The sequence below is a fragment of the Streptomyces sp. NPDC005494 genome (genome assembly GCF_042872025.1).
Taxonomy (GTDB): Bacteria; Actinomycetota; Actinomycetes; order Streptomycetales; family Streptomycetaceae; genus Streptomyces.
Genome location: NZ_JBIAJR010000006.1, coordinates 95,375 through 109,545, shown reverse-complemented (window position 1 = coordinate 109,545; position 14,171 = coordinate 95,375). Strand labels below are relative to the sequence as shown.

Here is a 14,171-nt window from a genome sequence, read left to right as displayed (position 1 = left end):
GGTGCCGGATCAGTCGCGCTGGGCGCCCGGGGGCAGCGTACGCAGCTTCATGGTCGTCGCGGTGGTGGAACCGAAGCCGTAGTCCAGCAGCTTGGCCGCGTCGTTGTAGCGGTCGGTGCCGTTCAGGATGACGCCGACGTACGTCTTGTCGCCTCGTGTGGCGGCGAAGATGAGGCAGGGGCCTGCCGCGGTGCCGGTGCCGGTCTTGATGCCGACGGCGCCGCTGTAGGAGCCGAGCAGCTTGTTGGTGTTGTACCAGGTGTACGTGCGCAGCGCGCCGGTGCTGGTCGTCACGGGGGTCACGTACTTGGTGGTGCTCATGATGCCGCGCAGGGTGGAGCCCCGCATCGCGTAGCTGGCGAGCTGCGCGAGGTCGCGCGGGGTCGAGTAGTTGTTCCCGGTCGACGAGATGCCGTCGAACGAGTCGAAGAGGGTGTTCGTCATCCCGAGCTCGGCGGCCTTCTTGTTCATCTGACCGATGAACTGCTTCGTCCGGGCTGCCCGGGTGGTGCCCACGCCGTAGGTGTCGGCCAGGGCGTACGCCGCGTCGCAGCCGGACGGGAGCATCAGGGCGTGGAGCAGCTGACGGACCGTGGCCTTGTCACCGGTCTTCAGGTCCGCGGTGCTGGCGCCCTGGGCCGTGACGTAGTCGCGGTAGGTCTGCGAGATGGTCACCTTGCGGGACAGATCGACGCCGGGCGTGTTGAGCACCACGGCGGCGGTCATGACCTTGGTGGTGCTGGCCATCTGCCGCTTGATGTCGGCGTTCTTGCCGTACTTCTTGACGCCGGTGGCCCTGTCCTGCAGGTACGCGCCCTTGGCGCTGAGCGTCGGCAGGGGTACAGCGGCCTCGGCGGAGGACATGAGGGGCGTGACCGCCAGCATCACGCCACCGGACACGACCGCTGCGACGACGGCGTTGCGCAGGCGCTTGCTGCGGGCCTTGTGGCCGGCCATGGGGCGGGTCTTGCGGCTCGATATCAATGAACGCTCCGAGTTCGCGAATGCGTAGAGGGGACCGGGATATGGAGAGGCCCCGATACGAGACTCATGAGCGGCCCGCATGGATGTACGCCGACATGACAAAGACACTTTCGGTGGACCCGTGACGCGTGGGCCCGCGCGACGACCGCGCGTGCCCACCTGCCTTTTTGCCTGCCCGTGGGCGCGGGGCTACTTCTTGAAGCCGTAGTCCAGGAGCTTCTTGACGTCGGACGTCCGCGTGGTCTCGGACGTGGAGGCGAGGACCGCCCCGATCACCGTCCTGCCGCTGCGGGTCGCGGCGAAGACGAGGCAGTACTTGGCGTTCGCGCCGGAGCCCGTCTTCACGCCGATCATGCCGCTGTAGGTGCTGAGCAGCTTGTTGGTGTTGGTCCACGACATGTAGCGGTAGCCACCGCTCTTCGTGGTCACCTTCTGCTTCGTCGACTTCGTCTTCACGATCGAGCGGAACGTGGAGTTCTTCATCGTGCTGCTGGCGATCTTCGTGAGATCGCGGGGGGTCGAGTAGTTCGATCCATTGCTTATGCCGTCGAACGAGTCGAAGTGCGTGTTCTTCAGGCCGAGGGACTTGGCGGAGGCGTTCATCTTCCCGATGAAGGACTTCACGCGTGCGGCGCGGGTCGTGCCCGATCCGAACTTGTCGGCCAGCGCGTACGCGGCGTCGCAGCCGGACGGCAGCATCAGACCGTAGAGAAGCTGACGGACGCTCACCTTGTCGCCGACGATCAGCCGGGCGGACGAGGCGCCCTTGGAGACGATGTAGTCGCTGTACGCCTTCTGGATCGTGACCTTGGAATCCAGGTTGAGGTTCTTCTGCGCGAGCACCACCCGGGCGGTCATGATCTTGGCCGTGGAGCCCGTGGGGCGACGGGTGTCCGCCGCCTTGCTGTAGAGGGTCTTGGTCGTGCCGTCGTTCATCACGAAGCCGCCGGGGGCGACGATCTTGGGAACGGCCGGAGTGGCGGCCTGCGCGGTGGAGGCGAATGCCGCGCTCGCGATGACGGCGCTCGCCGTCAGGGCGACCGTGGCCGCGACGGAGGCGCGGCGGGTGCCCGTAATGCCGTGTGTCAAAGTAGACGCTCCAAATGTCCCTTGAGGGCTGTCGCACGGGAGTGCCGCCCTGACATGAGACTCGCGAGCGCGGCGGATGGCTGTACGCCCGAACGGGTGAGTTCGGGTGAGTTCGGGTGGTTCCGGCGTCCGGATCGCGGACGCGGCGGCGTACGTACCCATCTTGTATCTATGCTGTGTGCATGCCTGCCGCACCCCCTGTCCCCCCAGCCGCCCGCAAGGCGGACCCCAAGCCCCCGCCCGCCGCCGAGCGCGTCTACACCCACATCAAGGAAGCGGTGCTCGACCGCCGGTACGAGGGCGGCACCCTGCTCACCGAAGGCGACCTGGCCGAGGCCGTCGGCGTCTCCCGGACCCCGGTGCGCGAGGCGCTGCTCCGCCTGGAGGTCGAAGGGCTGATCAAGCTCTATCCGAAGAAGGGTGCCCTGGTGCTCGCCGTCTCCGCCCAGGAGATCTCGGACGTGGTGGAGACCCGGCTGCTCGTCGAGGAGTTCGCCGCGCGCAAGGCGGTCCCCGCCCCGCCGCGGCTGATCGCCCGGCTCGAACAGCTCCTGGAGGAGCAGCGGGAACTCGCCGAGGCGGGAGACCTGGCCGCCGTGTCCGTCAAGGACCGCTGCTTCCACGCGGAGATCGTGAAGAACGCGGGCAACGAGATCCTCTCGCGCCTCTACGACCAGCTCCGCGACCGGCAGTTGCGGATGGGCGTGGCCGTGATGGAGGCGCACCCCGGCAGGATCGCGGCCAACATCACGGAGCACAGCGAGCTGCTGGAAGCCATCAGGTCCGGCGACGCCGAGGAAGCCGCGCAGGTCGTACGGCGCCATGTCAGCCGGGTCAAGGTGCTGGTCCGGGGGGATGACCGATGAGCTCGGCCGCGCCCACCCTCTCCCTGCCCGGAGACCCGCCCGGTGGCCGTCGCGCCGTCCGCGTCTGGGGCATCGGGGTCGCCGTCTACTTCGTCGCGATCATCTTCCGCACCAGCCTGGGTGTCGCGGGGCTCGACGCCGCCGACCGGTTCGACGTCAACGCGTCGGCCCTGTCGACGTTCTCCATCCTCCAGTTGCTGGTCTACGCGGGCATGCAGATACCCGTGGGCCTGATGGTCGACCGGCTCGGGACGAAGCGGGTCCTCACCATCGGGGCGGTGCTGTTCACGCTCGGCCAGCTCGGCTTCGCGCTCTCCCCCTCGTACGGGATGGCGCTCGCCTCCCGCGCTCTGCTCGGCTGCGGCGACGCGATGACGTTCATCAGCGTGCTGCGGCTCGGCGCCCGGTGGTTCCCCGCCCGGCGGGGGCCGATGATCGGGCAGGTGGCCGCGCTCTTCGGCATGGCGGGCAACCTCGTCTCGACGCTCTTCATCGCCCGCGCGCTGCACGGGTTCGGCTGGACCACGACCTTCGTCGGCAGCTCGCTGGCGGGCGTGGTGGTACTGGTCCTGCTGCTTCTCTTCCTCAAGGACCACCCTGAGGGCCACGAGCCGCCGCCCGCGGAGCACGCCGGAGCGACGTACGTACGCAAGCAGATCGCCGCGTCCTGGCGCGAACCGGGCACCCGGCTCGGGATGTGGGTGCACTTCACCACGCAGTTCCCGGGCATGGTCTTCCTGCTGCTGTGGGGCATGCCGTTCCTGGTGGAGGCGCAGGGGCTGAGCAGGGGCACCGCCGGCGAACTCCTCACCCTGGTGGTGCTCTCGAACATGGTGGTGGGCCTCGTCTACGGGCAGGTCATCGCCCGCCACCACGCGGCACGCGCGCCGCTCGCCCTCGGGACGGTCGCGATGACCGCGCTCGTCTGGGCGTGCGCGATCTTCTACCCCGGCGACCACGCGCCGATGTGGCTGCTGATCACGCTGTGCGTGGTGCTGGGTGCCTGTGGCCCCGCGTCGATGATCGGGTTCGACTTCGGCCGCCCGGCCAACCCGCCGGAGCGGCAGGGCACCGCCTCGGGCATCGTCAACATGGGAGGCTTCATCGCCTCGATGACCACGCTCTTCGCGGTCGGCGTGCTGCTGGACGCGACCGGGGACGACTACCGCGTCGCGTTCTCCTCGGTCTTCGTCCTGGAGGCGATCGGCGTCGTGCAGATCCTGCGGCTCTACGTCCGTGCCACGCACCGGGAACGCGACCACCACGTGGTCAGCAGGGTGGAAGCCGTGCACGTGCCCGCCTGAGCCGCTCCTTGAGCACGTGCCCGCCTGAGCCGCTCCCCGCGGGGCGCCCGTCCCGGCCCCGCGGCGGGACGGGCGCCCCGGCCCGCGCTCAGGGCGCCCCGGCCGGTCCCCGGGCGCCCTTCCCGCTCACGGGGTGACGGCGAAGTGGCGCAGGATCGCCCCGGCCAGCTCCTGGTCACCGTCGATCTTGATCCGGTCCTCCACGGCCGCCGCCCGGACCCTGCCGCACGCCAGCCGGTAGTACGTCTCCCAGTCCATCGCCAGCGTCGCCGCGGGGCCGAGCGACGGCGCACCGTCGACCGAACCGCGGCCCTCGGCGTCGACCCGGACGGTGCGCAGGAACTCCAGCGGGCCGTGCACGTCGAAGACGACGGCCGAGTTGGGCGGAGCGCCCGCGTCCTTGGCGACCACCTTCGGCAGCGCCAGCAGCAGGGTGTCGCGCACGATCAGGGCGCCGGGGGAATCCAGATTGCCGGGCCGGCCCAGCGTCGTCCGCAGGTCCTGCTCGTGCACCCAGACGTCGAAGGCCCGCATGCGCAGCGCCAGTTCCAGCGTCTGCTCGGCGCCGAGGGGGGCCCGCACCATGGTCTCGGGGGCACGTGTCTCGTTGCGCAGCTGCCGCATGCGGCGGATGAGCGTGTACTCCAGCTCGGAGGTCATCTCGGGCGCCGTGTGGTGGCGCCGGACGTCGACCTGCATCTCCATGTAGCGCTGGTGGTCGTTCTGCACGTGGTAGAGGTCGCGCGGCAGGGTGTGGATCGGGCGGGGGTCGCCGAGCTGCTCGCACTCCATGCCGATGACGTGCGAGACGATGTCGCGTATCGACCATCCCGGGCAGGGCGTCCGGCCGTTCCACTCCCCCTCGGCGAGTGGCTTGACCAGCTCGGCTATCGACTCGATGGAGTGGGTCCAGGCATCGGCGTAGGTCTGGAGGCTGGGATGGACGGTCACGGGACCCCTCGTGCGGTTCTGCGGTGCATGGGCTGGAGAGCAGGGAGTGCGCCGGCTGGCGGCCGGCACCGACGGTGCTGTCTGCGGGCTGCGTGGGAGGTTCGCTCGCTAAGTTACGCTGCGAGCAGGCACCCCGGCAGTGCTTTCGTGTGACGATCGTAGGCCCGTGTTGACGACTCTCATGCCAGGACGGTGGTAGTGTGCACGCCTCCCTCATCCAGATCGCAGTAAACCCGGATGAATCGGTCAATTCCCGTAGAGAGCGCGCGGCTTCACTGGTCGTGGCCCAGCGGGGGGCGGACCTGGTGGTCCTTCCGGAACTCTGGCCCGTCGGAGCATTCGCCTACACCGCCTTCGCCGACGAGGCGGAGCCGCTGAGCGGCCCCACGCACGACATCATGGCGAAGGCGGCTGCCGAGGCCGGGGTCTGGCTGCACGCCGGTTCGTTCGTCGAGCGGGCCGGGGACGGCACCCTCTACAACACCACGCTGGTGTTCTCGCCCCAGGGGGAGCGGGCCGCCGCCTACCGCAAGATCCACCGCTTCGGCTTCGACAAGGGCGAGGCGGTGATGATGGGGGCAGGCGAGGAGCTCGTGACCGTCGCGCTCCCGGAGACCACCCTGGGGCTCGCCACCTGCTACGACCTCCGCTTCCCCGAGCAGTTCCGGGGCCTCGTCGACGCCGGGGCCGAGACCCTGGTCGTCTCGGCGGGCTGGCCGGAGCGCCGCCGCTCGCACTGGACGCTGCTCGCCCAGGCGCGCGCCGTGGAGAACCAGGCGTACGTCCTGGCGGTCGGTTCCGCCGGCACCCACGCAGGGGTCGAGCAGGCCGGCCACAGCATCGTCGTCGACCCCTGGGGCGAGGTGCTCGCCGAGGCGGGAGCGGGCGAGGAGGTCCTCACCGTGGAGTTCGATCCGGGGAGGACGGCCACCACGCGGGCACAGTTCCCGGCGTTGAAGGACCGGCGCCTGGGGCTCGCCGCACCGCGCTGAGCCCCGTGTCCTGGGGCTCGCCGCACCGCGCTGAGCCCCGTGTCCGCCCAGCCTCCCGATGGCCCTGTTTCACGTGAAACAGGGCCATCGGCCTGTCAGTCCTCGCCGTGCTCCTTGTCGTGTTCCTTGTCGGCGAGGACGATCACGCAGACGGCCACCGCGAGCAGCAGCGGCACATCGGCGTCCTCCCGCACGACGTCGACCCCGTAGGTGTCACGGACGGTCAGCCAGCGCCGGGAGATCTGGGCGAGCAGCTCACCGTCGTAGTCGATGGCGAACTCGCGGTCCAGGATCTTCCCGCTGACGTCCAGCTCGGTGCCGTCGACCAAGGTCACCCGGTAGTGGTTGCGCAGCAGCGAGAGCCGCTTCCGCTTGATCCGGGCGAGCTCCTCGCCGTCGCGCTCGATGACCATGGTGTCGCGCAGGCTGATCAGCTTCTGGCGGATCTCCACCAGCACCCTGCCGCTCGTGTCCTTCAGCTCGAAGGTATCGCGGAGCCGCATGGCCTTGCCGTCGACGAGGAAGAGCTTCCGCCCGTCGGCGTCCTCGATCCAGTAGTCGTCGCCGACGCCGAGCAGTCGCTCACGTACGAGAAGTCTCATGGATCACAGGTTCCCCGACGCCTGACCGGAATGCGTGCAGGCCACGGTGCTGTTGACTGGTGTCATGACAGCACGTGCACGCGTCCGCGCCCCCGAACTGGTCGGCAGGGGCGGTTGGCTCAATACAGGCGACCGGCAGTACACCCTCGCTGACCTGCGAGGACGCATCGTGATCCTTGATTTTTGGACGTTCTGCTGTGTGAACTGCCTGCACGTGCTCGACGAGCTGCGTGAGCTGGAGGAGAAGCACCGCGACACCGTGGTGATCATCGGGGTCCACTCGCCGAAGTTCGTGCACGAGGCCGAGCATCAGGCCGTGGTGGACGCCGTCGAGCGCTACGAGGTGCACCACCCCGTCCTCGACGACCCCGAGCTTGCCACCTGGAAGCAGTACGCCGTACGCGCCTGGCCGACGCTCGTCGTGGTGGACCCGGAGGGGTACGTCGTCGCCCAGCACGCCGGCGAGGGGCACGCGCACGCCATCGAGAAGCTGGTCGAGGAGCTGGAGGCCGAGCACGGGGCCAAGGGCACGCTCCGGCGCGGGGACGGCCCTTACGTGGCCCCCGAGCCGGTCGCCACGCACCTGCGCTTCCCGGGCAAGGCGCTCGCCCTGCCGGACGGCGGTTTCCTGGTCTCCGACACGACCCGTCACCGCCTCGTCGAGCTGGAGGCGGACGGCGAGACCGTGCGCGGCCACTTCGGTACGGGGGAGCGTGGATTCGCGGACGGCGGAGCCGGTCAGGCCCGGTTCAGCGAGCCGCAAGGGCTCGCCTTCCTGCCCGACGGCCGCATCGCCGTCGCCGACACGGTCAACCACGCGATCAGGGCTCTCGACCTCGCCACGGGGGTGACCAGCACCCTCGCCGGGACCGGCCGCCAGTGGTGGCAGGGCTCGGCCACCAGCGGTCCGGCCACCGAGGTGGACCTGTCGTCGCCGTGGGACATCGCCTGGTTCGGTGACCGGCTGTGGATCGCCATGGCGGGGGTGCACCAGCTGTGGACCTACGACCCGGAGCAGGGCACGGTGCGGGTCGCCGCGGGGACGACCAACGAGGGTCTCGTCGACGGGCCCGCGGACGAGGCGTGGTTCGCGCAGCCGTCCGGCCTCTCCGCAGCCGGGGACCGGCTCTGGGTGGCCGACTCGGAGACCTCCGCACTGCGCTACGTGGACCTGGAAGGCGGCGTCCACACCGCCGTCGGGACGGGCCTCTTCGACTTCGGCCACCGCGACGGCCCCGCCGCCCAGGCACTCTTCCAGCACCCGCTGGGCGTCACGGCCCTCCCGGACGGCTCCGTCGCGGTCAGCGACACGTACAACCACGCGCTGCGGAGGTACGACCCGGAGAGCGGCGAGGTCACCACGCTGGCCACCGATCTCCGGGAGCCGAGCGACGCGGTGCTCGTGGAGGGCGATCTGGTCGTCGTCGAGTCCGCACGGCACCGGCTGACCCGGCTGCGGCTCCCCGAGGAGGCGGTGCGGGTGGCCGACACGGCCCACCGCACGCAGCGGGCGGCCACCGAGATCGCTCCGGGCACGCTGCGGCTCGACGTGGTCTTCCAGGCCCCCGCCGGGCAGAAGCTGGACACCCGCTACGGCCCCTCGACCCGGCTGCTGGTCTCGTCGACCCCGCCGGAACTGCTGGCCGAGGGCGCGGGGCAGGGTACGGACCTGAGCCGTGACCTGGTCCTGGCGGACGGCCACGGCGAGGGCGTCCTGCACGTGTCCGCGATGGCGGCGTCCTGCGACGACGATCCGGAGAACGAGTACCCGGCCTGCCATGTTCACCAGCAGGACTGGGGCGTCCCCGTGAACGTCACCGCCACAGGGACGTCCAGGCTCCCGCTGGTGCTGGCGGGGATGGACGAGCAGGGCTGACGGCTCAGAACTCGTCCGCGCCGCTGCGCAGCTCGGGCGTCCAGTAGCCGGTCGCCCACTTCGCCGGGTCCACGGAGATGCCCTCGGCGCCGGGAGCCTTCACGATGGCCATGCCGGCGTTGCCCTGGAGCGTGACGGAGAAGTCCTTCACGGTCTCGACGTCCTCGTCCATACCCCCGTCCGACAGCCTCACGGCCGCGTAGGCGGGAGCACCGGGGGCGAGGACCACCGGGCCGGCCGGCTTGCTCTTGCCGACCGCCGGCACGGTGCCGCGGGCGTTCTCCAGGAACCGGATCTCGGGGAAGCCCTGCATCTGGCAGCTGTGGCCGGAGGTGTTCTCGGCGGTCAGAACGATGTGGGTGTAGGGCGGGCCGTCCTGGACCTCGGCGCTGATCGCCAGGCCCTTGGTGGTGCACGCCGCCACACCGCCGCCGCTCCCGGTCTTCGTGCCACCCGCGGTCTTCGCGCTGCCGGTGGTCTTCGCGTCGCCCGCGTCGCCGGTGTCCTGCTGCGCACCGTCGCTCTCCGTGGAGCCCGCGTTCTGCGCGGACTTCACCGCGGAGGCCGCAGCCGTGGAGCCGCTCTCCGCCGGGCCGGCGGACTTCGTACCGGTGCCGTCCCCGCCACAGGCGGTGAGGGAGAGGGCGAGTACGGCGGTGGCCGCGGCGGTGAGAACGGTGCTGCGGGTGCGGAAGGTGCGCATGGAGACTCCCCCGGAGTGGGACGAGGCGGTCGGCCGGTCGAGACCGAAGCGCCGTGAGCTGCTGACATCCCTGAGTCTGGAGCGCGTCGCTCACGTTCCGCTGCCGTCGCGCTGCCGTACCGCTGACGTCCGTTCCCCGGGCGCTCGCGCGGTCCTTCCCGTCCCCCCTCCGCCCGGGGCAGGGAGCCTGCGGCACGGGCCGTGCCGGGTCAGCCCACGTCGGTGAGCCGGCCGAGTGCCTGGGCGTGCCGTGTCCGGTGATCCGCGCGCGGTGAGACCCGCAGCAGGACCTCCAGGGCCCGTACGGCGCCCTCGTCGTATCCGGCTCGTTCCGCCTCCTCGGCTGCCCGGTCCAGCAGCAGGACTCCCTCTTCCTCGTCGCCGAGCGCCAGACGGGCCTCACCGGACACCGCCAGCAGCAGGGACCGGCGGGCCGCCTCCTCGTGCTCGGGCCCCAGGGCCAACGCCGTACGCGCGGATTCGAGAGCGTCCCCGGGGCGGTGGGCGACGAGTTGCAGCCGGGCCAGGTGCTGAAGGCCGAGCATCTCCGTGTGCCGGTCCTTCTCCTCCTGAGCCAGCGCGACGGCCCGGCCACAGCCCTCCAGCGCCCTGTCGAGCTCACCCTGCCCGGCCTGGACGACGGCCAGGTTGATCAGGGCCGTCGCCTCGCCCAGCCGGTCACCGGCCCGCCGCGCGAGGCCGGGCGAACGCTCCAGGAGGGTCAGCGCCTCGGACGTCCTTCCCTCCTCCGTCAGCACCCACCCCAGCAGGTTCAGCACCCTCGACTCGGCGTACAGGTCCTGCTGCGCGCGGGCGGAGTCGAGCGCCAGCTCCAGCAGGGGAGCCCAGCTGTCCCGCACCCGCCACACCACCTGCGGCCACTGGAGCAGGATGATCCGCCAGGCCCTGTCGTGCAGACGGGCGCCCCGGGCCGCCACGGCCGCCCGGGCCAGGTCGTCGCGTTCGGCGGCCAGCCAGTGCATCGCCGCGGCGCGGTCGGCGAAGTCCCGTACGGCGGCGGGGCGGAAGTCCTCCGGCAGTACGAAGCACGGTTCGCCCCCGGGCTCGGCCGTGTCGGCGGCGGCGAGCGCGGTGGCGATGTAGTGGTCGAGGACGCTGATCAGCGCCTCGGCCCCGGAATCCGGGTCGAGACCGCGCGCGTACAGGCGCACCAGGTCGTGCAGCACCCAGCGTCCCGGCGCGGTCTCGGTGACGAGGTGCGCGGAGCCGAGACGCTCCAGGGCCGCCGCGGCGGCGACGGGATCGGTCCCCGCGAGAGCGGCGCAGGTGTGCGGATCGAAGTGGCCGCCGGGATGGTGGCCGAGCCGGGCCAACTGCCGCACCGCGTCCGCCGGAAGCTGCTGGACGGTCAGCCGCAGCGCGGCCGAGACACCGGTGTCGTCCACGTCGAGGAACGTCAGCCGGCCGCGTTCGTCGGCCAGTTCGTCGGCCAGACCCGCGAGCGTCCACTGCGGCCGGCCGGCCAGCCGGGCCGCCGTGACACGCAGGGCGAGCGGCAGCCCTCCGCAGAGTTCGGCGAGCCGGCGCGCCGCCACAGGCTCGGCGAGGATTCTCTCCTCGCCGAGCACACCGGCCAGCAGAGCCGTGCCGTCCTGGGGTTCGAGGGTGCCGAGAGGGACGGGCCGGGCCGCGTCCGAGGCGATCAGGCCCTCCAGCCGGTTGCGGCTGGTGACGAGGGTGACGCAGTCCGTACCGCCCGGCAGCAGTGCCCGGACGGTGGCGGAGTCCCGGGCGTTGTCGAGGACCACGAGCAGCCGGCGCCGGTCGGTGAGGGAGCGGAAGAGTGCGGCAGCGGCGCTCACGGACTCCGGGACGCGGCGCGGAGCGACGCCGAGGGCCAGCAGGAACTCACGCAGGACGTCGATGAGCGCGGGTTCGCCCGTCTCGCTGAACCCGCGCAGATCGGCGAAGAGCCGGCCGTCCGGGAAGGCGGCGGGGCTGTGGTGCGCCCACTGGAGGGCCAGCGACGTCTTGCCCACCCCCGCCGGGCCGGTGACCAGGCACACGGGTGCCTCACCCGCGGCGGCCCGGGTGAGCGCGGCCAGCTCGGTGGTGCGTCCGTGGAAGCCACGGGGAGCGCGGGGCAGCAGATCGGTGGGGTGCGGGAGCACGGAGTGACTGTGCGCGGTGGGGACACGCGGGGGGCCGGCAGCCGCGGCGGCGCCTGGCTCCGCCGCCGGACCGGTACCGGACCGCACCGCTCCGGGCGGGTCGGCATCCGAGCCCCCGGCCGGGGCGGGCCCGGGCCGGGGATCGCCGCGCAGGATCAGCGCGTACGCGTCGGCGAGTTCGTGTCCGGGGTCGATGCCCAGCTCGTCCGCGAGCAGCCGCCTCGTACGGTGGAACCAGTCCAGGGCCTCCGACTGGCGCCCCGCCCGGTACAGCGCCAGTATCAGGGCCGCCGCCAGCGACTCCCGCATCGGATGGGCGACCGCCTCCGCCCGTAGTACGGATGCCGCGCGGTGGTGCTCGCCGAGGTTCCCGTAGGCCCTGGCCAGTTCCTCGACGGTCGCCAGCCGCGACTCCTCCAGCGTGTGCGCCGCGGCCTGGAGCGGCCCCTCCGTGAACGCTCCGCCGAGCGGCGGGCCCTGCCACAGGGACAGGGCCTCGTCGAGCATGCGCACGGTGTCGTTGGCGCTGCGCTGCTGCCGGGCCAGCATCAGCAGTTCCTCGAACCGCTGGTAGTCCAGCAGGGTTTCCGGGACCCGGAGCACGTAGGCGTCGCCGAGCGTGAGCAGCTCCACCCCGTACGCCTGTGCCTCCGCACCCGTCAGAAGGGCGCGGAGGCGTGAGACGTGTCCCTGGATGACGCCACGGGCGCGCGGAGGGGGCTCCTCGCCCCACAGGGAGTCCGTCAGCCGGGCCACCGGGACGGGGGTGTTCGCCGACAGCAGCAGGGCGGCGAGCAGGCTGCGCCGTTTCGCGGGCCCGAGCGGCAGGGGCCCGGTGCGGGTGTCGACGGAGACCGTGCCGAGCAGCCGGAACTCCACGAGCGGCTTTCCTTCCGGGCAGGACGCACCCGGGGTGTGGGCCCGGACAGGTGCCCAGAATATCCGGCCACCGCCGGGCCGACGCACCGTCACGCACGCTCCTGCCAGGGGGCGGACGCCCGCCCGTCAGGTCACTGGTAGCGGCGCTCGTCGTCCGCCACCACCGTGGTGGTGGGCGGGACGACCATCCGCCGGCGGCGCGCGATGCTCACGTAGACGAAGACCCCGACGAGGCCGACGAGCATCATGATCCAGCCGACCAGGTCGACGTTGACGGTGTCCATCTCCCAGTCGGTGGCGAACGCCAGAATCGCCCCGGCACCGATCAGGAGAATGCATCCTCCGAGTCCCATGATTTCCGCCTCCTCGACGGCCCGGTGACTCCGGGCCGGTGTAGGAGTCGCGTACCCGGCGAGGCAACAACCATGTCCATGAGGACGGTTGGGACGGTGGGTTCAGCCCGCCATGAACGCGGCGAGGGCGTTGGCCAGGAGATACGGGTCGTCGGCGCCGCAGAGCTCGCGCGCGCTGTGCATCGACAGGATCGCCACACCGATGTCGACGGTCTGGATGCCGTGCCGGGCCGCGGTGATCGGGCCGATGGTCGTCCCGCACGGCATCGAGTTGTTGGAGACGAACGTCTGCCAGGGCACGCCCGCCTTCTCGCAGGCCGCGGCGAAGAGCGCACGGCCGCCGCCGTCGGTCGCGTACCGCATGTTGACGTTGACCTTGAGGATCGGCCCGCCGTTGGCCACCGGGTGGTGCGTCGGGTCGTGCTTCTCCGCGTAGTTCGGGTGCACCGAGTGACCCGTGTCCGAGGAGAGGCAGACGGTCCCGGCGAAGGCGCGCGCGCGGTCCTCGTACGCGCCGCCGCGGGCGAACACGGACCGCTCCAGGACCGTGCCGAGCAGGGGGCCGTCGGCGCCCGTGTCGGACTGCGAGCCGTTCTCCTCGTGGTCGAAGGCGGCGAGCACGGGGATGTACGGGATCTGGTCGTCCGGCTGCCCGGCCACGGCGGCCAGAGCGGCGGTCGCGGCGTGCACCGAGAGCAGGTTGTCCATGCGCGGACCGGCGAGCAGTTCACGGTCGCGGCCCAGGTAGGCGGGCGGCTCGACGGGGTGCGGCATGAGGTCCCAGCCGGTCACGTCCTCGGGGGCGACGCCCGCCTCCTCGGCGACGAAGCGGATGAGGTCGCCCTCCTGGACCTCGCCCAGGCCCCAGATCGGCTGCATGTGCCGCTGCCGGTCGAGCTTGAGGCCCTCGGGGTTGGCGGACCGGTCCAGGTGCACGGCCAGCTGGGGCACCCGCAGCAGGGGCCGGTCGATGTCGACGAGCCGGTGCGTGCCGTCGCGCAGCGAGAGCCGCCCGGCCAGCCCGAGATCGCGGTCGAGCCAGGTGTTGAGGAGCGTGCCTCCGTAGATCTCGACAGCGACCTGGCGCCAGCCGTAGGCCCCCGTGTCCGGCAGGGGCTTGACGCGCAGGTTGGGGGAGTCGGTGTGAGCCCCCACGATCCGGAACGGCGTGTGGGCCGAGGCGCCCTCCGGCACGTACCAGGCGACGATCGCTCCGCCGCGCAGGACGTACTTGCCGCCCGTGGAGCCGTCCCACGCCTCCGTCTCCTCGACCCGGCGGAAACCGGCCTTCTCCAGACGCGCGGCGGCGGTGGCAACAGCGTGGTAGGGGGAGGGGGAGGCCATCAGGAAGGCCATCAGATCGTCGGTGTGGCCGCGGTCGAAGCGGAGGGGAGAGCTCATGTTCTTCACTTTAACGACGGCGGACGGGGACGCCCCACC

Annotated in this window: 12 protein-coding genes; 4 read left to right on the top strand and 8 right to left on the bottom strand. The window is 71.5% G+C overall.

Translation table 11 applies throughout. From position 1 onward, the window contains the following. Nucleotides 1-9 precede the first annotated feature (9 nt). Both ACFYQ6_RS19100 and ACFYQ6_RS19095 read right to left on the bottom strand, forming a co-directional pair. On the bottom strand, nt 10-957 hold the full coding sequence (locus ACFYQ6_RS19100; RefSeq protein ID WP_361579058.1) for a serine hydrolase: 948 nt from the start codon (nt 955-957) through the stop codon (nt 10-12). A 216-nt stretch (nt 958-1,173) separates the two neighbouring features. Beyond that, nucleotides 1,174-2,073, bottom strand: coding sequence for a D-alanyl-D-alanine carboxypeptidase family protein (locus ACFYQ6_RS19095; RefSeq protein WP_388763920.1), 900 nt, complete (start codon nt 2,071-2,073; stop codon nt 1,174-1,176). 182 nt (nt 2,074-2,255) lie between these two features. On the opposite strand from ACFYQ6_RS19095, the gene ACFYQ6_RS19090 reads away from it, so the two are divergent. Both ACFYQ6_RS19090 and ACFYQ6_RS19085 read left to right on the top strand, forming a co-directional pair. Next, complete coding sequence (locus ACFYQ6_RS19090) at nt 2,256-2,939, top strand: GntR family transcriptional regulator (RefSeq protein WP_361579054.1); 684 nt, start codon at nt 2,256-2,258, stop codon at nt 2,937-2,939. Next, nucleotides 2,936-4,243, top strand: coding sequence for an MFS transporter (locus tag ACFYQ6_RS19085; protein WP_361579052.1), 1,308 nt, complete (start codon nt 2,936-2,938; stop codon nt 4,241-4,243). Before ACFYQ6_RS19090 ends, ACFYQ6_RS19085 begins: the two co-directional genes overlap by 4 nt. 126 nt (nt 4,244-4,369) lie before the next feature. Here ACFYQ6_RS19085 and ACFYQ6_RS19080 read toward each other — a convergent pair whose 3' ends face one another. Beyond that, nucleotides 4,370-5,194 (bottom strand): maleylpyruvate isomerase family mycothiol-dependent enzyme, encoded by an 825-nt coding sequence (locus ACFYQ6_RS19080; RefSeq protein ID WP_361579050.1) that lies wholly within the window; start codon nt 5,192-5,194, stop codon nt 4,370-4,372. Nucleotides 5,195-5,394: 200 nt separating this feature from the next. Between ACFYQ6_RS19080 and ACFYQ6_RS19075 the strand changes: the two genes are divergently transcribed. After that, nucleotides 5,395-6,186 carry a carbon-nitrogen family hydrolase gene (locus ACFYQ6_RS19075; RefSeq protein WP_361579048.1) on the top strand — a complete coding sequence of 264 codons (792 nt, stop codon included), beginning with the start codon at nt 5,395-5,397 and terminating at the stop codon, nt 6,184-6,186. Between the two features lie 95 nt (nt 6,187-6,281). Here the strand turns inward: ACFYQ6_RS19075 and ACFYQ6_RS19070 are convergent, their stop codons facing one another. Continuing rightward, a complete protein-coding gene (locus ACFYQ6_RS19070; protein WP_361579046.1) occupies nt 6,282-6,788 on the bottom strand; it encodes an LURP-one-related family protein in 507 nt (168 codons plus the stop codon). A 64-nt stretch (nt 6,789-6,852) separates the two neighbouring features. On the opposite strand from ACFYQ6_RS19070, the gene ACFYQ6_RS19065 reads away from it, so the two are divergent. Further along, nucleotides 6,853-8,664: an NHL domain-containing thioredoxin family protein gene (locus ACFYQ6_RS19065; protein WP_361579044.1), complete on the top strand. Its 1,812-nt coding sequence runs from the start codon at nt 6,853-6,855 to the stop codon at nt 8,662-8,664. A gap of 4 nt (nt 8,665-8,668) precedes the next feature. On the opposite strand, the gene ACFYQ6_RS19060 is transcribed toward ACFYQ6_RS19065, so the two are convergent. From ACFYQ6_RS19060 to ACFYQ6_RS19045, 4 genes are all read right to left on the bottom strand, one after another. Continuing rightward, nucleotides 8,669-9,367 carry a DUF4232 domain-containing protein gene (locus ACFYQ6_RS19060; RefSeq protein WP_361579042.1) on the bottom strand — a complete coding sequence of 233 codons (699 nt, stop codon included), beginning with the start codon at nt 9,365-9,367 and terminating at the stop codon, nt 8,669-8,671. A gap of 209 nt (nt 9,368-9,576) precedes the next feature. Further along, complete coding sequence (locus ACFYQ6_RS19055; RefSeq protein ID WP_361579040.1) at nt 9,577-12,378, bottom strand: BTAD domain-containing putative transcriptional regulator; 2,802 nt, start codon at nt 12,376-12,378, stop codon at nt 9,577-9,579. A 131-nt stretch (nt 12,379-12,509) separates the two neighbouring features. Further along, a complete protein-coding gene (locus ACFYQ6_RS19050; RefSeq protein ID WP_014155295.1) occupies nt 12,510-12,731 on the bottom strand; it encodes a DUF6458 family protein in 222 nt (73 codons plus the stop codon). Between the two features lie 102 nt (nt 12,732-12,833). Continuing rightward, nucleotides 12,834-14,132: a M18 family aminopeptidase gene (locus ACFYQ6_RS19045; RefSeq protein ID WP_361579038.1), complete on the bottom strand. Its 1,299-nt coding sequence runs from the start codon at nt 14,130-14,132 to the stop codon at nt 12,834-12,836. Nucleotides 14,133-14,171 lie beyond the last annotated feature (39 nt).